Source organism: Pedobacter sp. 01T416_2 (assembly GCF_056398925.1).
On record NZ_JBFTQI010000399.1, the window covers coordinates 1 to 5,360 of the forward strand.

A 5,360-nucleotide genomic window follows, 5' to 3' on the forward strand; every position below is an offset into this window, starting at 1 on the left:
TTTCAATTCCGTTTAAAACAACAATAGTTGCTTTCGTTTTTGCTGCGATATATAAATCTTCAGAGATTTCGCCCTTTGAGTTTGTTCCGGTTACTGCCCAAAAACTTTCACTCAAATCTTTATAGATCATCGGGATTTTTTGCAAACTTGGCGCACCGGTTGCACTCGAAATACCCGGAATAATTTCGGTAGGGATACTGTACGATTCTGCAGCATCTATTTCTTCGTATCCTTTTGCAAAGAAAAACGGGTCGCCACTTTTTAACCGTACCACGTGACCGTAGTTTAAAGCGTAATCAACAATCAATTTGTTAACCGCATCCTGAGAAAACGATTCATCATCTGAACGTTTGCCCACATAAACTTTCGGTATACCATCTGGCGCATGACACAATAAAGCCTCGTTCACATTTGCATCATATAAAACAACATCAGCTGTTTTTAATGCTTTAACACCTTTTAAACTAAATAAATCCGGGTCGCCAGGACCTGCACCTATTAAAGTAATTCTTGGTTCAATGTTCGCTTTTTCTACTTTATTCAAAATCATAACAGATAATTTAAGCTCGTTATACGTTTGTTAATAATACAAATATATAAAGTCTATGGGAATTGTAGTAATTTATTTTAAAATAATTTTACCTAGCTTTTTAATGGGTGTTGATTTATGGGATTTTGGGGTGTTAATGAAAGATTTATCCTATAGGGAATGTACGCGTTTTTGAATCACCAGCATGGAATTGGGTTGTCATTCGGAACACAGTGAAGAATCTTTACGGTGAAACAGAGACCTATATTAAAAGATCCTTCGACTCCGCTCTCCACAGGAGTCCTTTGGACAGGATGACAAATTGAACGAATAATTTCATGTATCTCCATCACAAAAACTAACGAAGAGTGATCGTCTTTCCCGCGCAGGCGGGAATCTTAAAGCGCAGGCTATAGCGATCGTTGTAAGATTGCTTCGTCGGCTGAGAAAGCCTTCTCGCAATGACGATTCTTCGCAGCCTATCAACATATCATTTACATTGATTTTTACACAATAAATTATCCCTCAGGATGACCAACTGATTGGGAATTCTGTACTTTCTGTATCTCCGCCACAAAAACTAACCAGGCCTTAGCGAAACGCTAAGACCGGTAGGTTCGGTGGCACATAAAATTATTTACAATCCTTTGGTTCAAAAGTAAACTTCCCAGCCTCGAAATTAATGGGTTTTCCTTTAACAAAATAAGATCTGCCAAGTGTGGTTTCTATTTGCCCCACCCCCATAATTAGTTTTCCATCTTTCTTTAAAAATGCCAATGGGTTGGTGTAAACTTTTATGGTATCCTCGCCAGTTTTAAAGCGGTAATCTACCAGTAAGGTATCGCCGTTAAATTTTCCGTTTATGGTACCATTGTTATGCGGTTTCTCGGCATAATTAACCAATAATGAACCCGTAACTTTACCTGAGGCCAGTATTTTCACATTCATGGCTGCACTGTCTTTTTCAAAACCTGCTGCATAACAGTTCTCACTAACCAAAGAATCGGTTTTAGTTTTAGTGCCAGTAGTTGTTTTATTATTTTGGGTACAGGCATAGGCAAAAGGGATTGCAGCCAAAGCGAGGTAAAGGATATTTCTTTTCATGGTAATTGCGATTTATTGTTTTCTACTCAATATACAAATACGATGATGATTTTCCATCATTTCCATAATGGAAATTTACATCAGTATACTATTTTCGGGTGTTAGTACAGGAGGCAGATCAGTTTCATCAAGCATATCCCTCATGTCGATTTCTATTGTCCGCGAGATATTGGTAATGGGCACATCATTGGCACTTCCTTCAAAAGGATTTGTAGAACTTTCGCCAACAATATCCAAAGAGTTAAAAACCCAGGTGAGTAAAATCGCAAATGGAACATTTAACCAAATGGAATAACCCTCAATCAAAGTACCATTACCCAATTTGTTAAATTCGTTTAATAGACCATAAGGCACCAAAAACACAAACAGGTTTAACATAATGGTGGCTATTGATGAAAAATGGCGCGGGTAAGGAAAGTTTTTAATTCTTTCGGCTTTACCCTGGTTATCGTAAAAACTGGTAATTGAGTTTTGCAAAGATTGTAATTGTAAATCGGATAAGTTTCCGGCAGTTGCTAACTTATTAATGTGGCTCGATTGCAAAGCCATTAATTGGGTAGCCTTATTCTTCTTACTTAAAATGTACTTCAATTCATCTGCTGAAAGATATTCCGATAAGCTACCTTCTAACTTATCAGTTTTTTCGGAAACATGGTACAATCTGGCGTATTCAATATTACGGGGGTCGTTCGCGTTTTCCCAGGCTCTCGGTTCTCTTAACTGAAACCGTAAGGCTGTTAGCCAGGCAAAATGGCGGTAAAAAATGATCTGAACATCTGCTTTTTTATCTTGTGATGCTAAGTAATCGCGCACCATCACCCCAAAAGCACGGCTCGTATTTATAATTCCTCCATAAATCTGCCTGGCCTCCCAAAGACGCGAATAACTGGCATTATTTTTAAAACTTATGATAAAAGAAACAGCTGTTCCTAAAAGTGCTACCGGAACCCATGAAATGGAGAGAAAGGTGAACTTACAAAAATGATAAAGTACAGTAGGGATAATGGCAAGAATGGTTAAACGGTAAATATCCCGTCGGGTCCATACAATAAATTCGAAAAAGGTATATTTCTTTCCAGCGTGCATAGTTTTTGGTTTATTCGGAAAATTATCTGAGGGATTTAAACTAAGATATAAAAAATTTAAAGCGCCTATATTTAAAATGTTTAAAAAAATCGTCAAACGAAAAACGGGGCTACCTATCTGGCGCCCCGCTGAAATTGCTTTCACTTTAGATTAAAAACCTAAAGTCTTCATTATTATATTTGGTTGTGGTTCTCTACTGTAAGATTTTCAGGATTGTATGATTTCAGGATCAATAAGCTGAAATAAAGATCTCATCGTTTCACAATTTTCATCATCCATTTTTCCACCATTAAGGAATTAAGAAGATTAAGATTTTATCTATATTCCTTGAAGCTTTCGCTATTGGTCATTGATCAATTTCCATTATTCATTTTACATTTTATTCTACTGCTGCCCTGAACATTAAAGCGCCAACGGTTAAATTTGTGCGCGTATCGACCAAAATAGCTGAACCATTTGCGCGGTTATCATCGTATAAATCGAATGCCAAAGCATCGGCTGTTTTAATAATCACACGGCCAATATCGTTCAATTTAAATTCGTCAGCAGCATGTTTTTCAAGTGTATTGATGTCAACTTTGTGCAGAATCTCGCTGATTTTACAACGCGTAATTTTACTATTGTGCTGAATATTATACATGATAGAAGTATCTAACGCACGGCCATCCATCCAGCAAAGGTCTGCTTCAATCAGCTTCGATTCTTGCGGCAATGCCGAAGCATTTACAATGGTATCGCCACGGCTAATATCTACATCATCTTTCAAGTGAATAATAACTGATTGGCCAGCGTGAGCTGCATCGGGTGTTTGATCAAAAAATTCAATTTTCTCGACAGTAGAACTCGCACCACTAGGTAATACAGTAACTTTATCATTTAAATTAAAAGTACCACTTAGTACCCTACCAGCATAACCGCGATAATCGTGCAATTCTTCTGTTTGTGGACGTATCACCCACTGTACCGGCATGCGGGCCAATTGCGATTTATCTAAATTGTCGGTATCAACCTTCTCTAAGAAATGTAACAAACTCTCTCCTTCGTACCAATCCATGTTACCTGAATTTTGCACAATGTTATCGCCTTTTAAGGCACTAACCGGAATATAAGTTACATCGGCAAGCTTTAATTGCTGCGCCAAAACTTTGTATTTTTCTATAATGGCGCTATAAACGGTTTCGCTATAGTCAACCATATCCATTTTATTGATACAAACCACTACATGTTTAATGCCCAATAAGGAAACAATATATGAGTGGCGGATGGTCTGTTCTACCACGCCGTTACGGGCATCAATCAAAATAATGGCCAGGTTAGCAGTAGAGGCACCCGTAACCATATTCCTTGTATATTGAATGTGGCCAGGCGTATCGGCAATAATAAATTTGCGTTTTTCTGTCTGAAAGTATTTATAGGCTACATCAATGGTAATACCTTGCTCGCGCTCTGCTCTCAAACCATCCGTTAAAATGGCTAAATCTATTGTTCCGTCATCATTTTTACGGTTAGAGCTCTGTAAAGCTTCTAATTGATCGGCCAAAATAGAATCTGTATCGTATAACAAACGGCCGATTAAGGTACTTTTACCATCATCTACACTGCCTGCTGTGAAAAATTTTAATATGTTCATGTTATTTATAGTATTAAGATAGAAGTATAAAGTATCAAGACCTAAATGCGATCTAAAAACGTTTATATTAATTAATGGCATCAATGTAAAATATCTGTATTAAGATTTATATCAATCTCGATACCTGATACTTATTACTTGATACGCCTTAAAAATATCCCCCCTTTTTTCTGTCTTCCATTGCGGCTTCAGAAACTTTATCATCCATACGGGCACCACGCTCTGAAATTTTAGAAGCGCTGATTTCAGAAATAATATCATCAATCAAAGTCGCATCCGATTCTACCGCAGCAGTACAAGACATATCGCCCACGGTACGGAAACGAACCTGTTTACGTTCTACCACATCTTCATCATCCATATTTAAAAATGGTGAAGCAGCCATCAGCTGTCCATTTCTGGTGATACAATCGCGTTCGTGCGAGAAATAAATACTTGGCAGGTCTATTTTCTCTCTGCGGATATAATTCCAAACATCAAGCTCCGTCCAGTTACTGATCGGGAATACACGGATATTTTCTCCTTTGTGGATTTTACCGTTGTAAATATTCCAAAGTTCAGGACGTTGGCGTTTTGGATCCCATTGGCCAAATTCATCACGAACAGAGAAAATACGTTCTTTAGCCCTTGCTTTTTCCTCATCTCTACGTGCGCCACCAATGCAGGCATCAAATTGGTATTTTGCAATGGTATCAAGCAAGGTTACGGTCTGCAAAGCATTTCTACTGGCATTTTTACCTGTTTGCTCTACAACTTTCCCTTGATCTATTGATTCTTGCACAGAGCCGATGATTAATTTTTCGCCAATTCGCTCTACCATCTGATCGCGGTAAGTGATGGTTTCTTCAAAATTATGGCCTGTATCAATATGTACTAAAGGAAAAGGAAATTTCCCCGGACGGAAAGCTTTTTCTGCCAAACGAACTAAAGTAATTGAATCTTTTCCACCCGAAAATAATAAGGCTGGTTTTTCAAACTGACCTGCCACTTCACGTAAAATGTGAATGGCCT

At 38.0% G+C, this 5,360-nt stretch carries 5 protein-coding genes; all 5 read right to left on the reverse strand.

The window, feature by feature from the left end:
* Nucleotides 1–550 (reverse strand): uroporphyrinogen-III C-methyltransferase (locus AC1DPQ_RS16440; RefSeq protein ID WP_477610268.1); only part of this gene is annotated, 550 nt, incomplete at its 3' end.
* 612 nt (nucleotides 551–1,162) lie between these two features.
* On the reverse strand, nucleotides 1,163–1,633 hold the full coding sequence (locus AC1DPQ_RS16445; RefSeq protein ID WP_477584141.1) for a hypothetical protein: 471 nt from the start codon (nucleotides 1,631–1,633) through the stop codon (nucleotides 1,163–1,165).
* A gap of 75 nt (nucleotides 1,634–1,708) precedes the next feature.
* Nucleotides 1,709–2,719 (reverse strand): bestrophin family protein, encoded by a 1,011-nt coding sequence (locus AC1DPQ_RS16450; protein ID WP_477610269.1) that lies wholly within the window; start codon nucleotides 2,717–2,719, stop codon nucleotides 1,709–1,711.
* A 379-nt stretch (nucleotides 2,720–3,098) separates the two neighbouring features.
* Nucleotides 3,099–4,349, reverse strand: a complete 1,251-nt coding sequence (locus AC1DPQ_RS16455) for a sulfate adenylyltransferase subunit 1 (protein ID WP_029275049.1) — start codon at nucleotides 4,347–4,349, stop codon at nucleotides 3,099–3,101.
* Between the two features lie 148 nt (nucleotides 4,350–4,497).
* A partial coding sequence (gene cysD / locus AC1DPQ_RS16460; protein WP_477610270.1) for a sulfate adenylyltransferase subunit CysD occupies nucleotides 4,498–5,360 on the reverse strand: 863 nt, incomplete at its 5' end.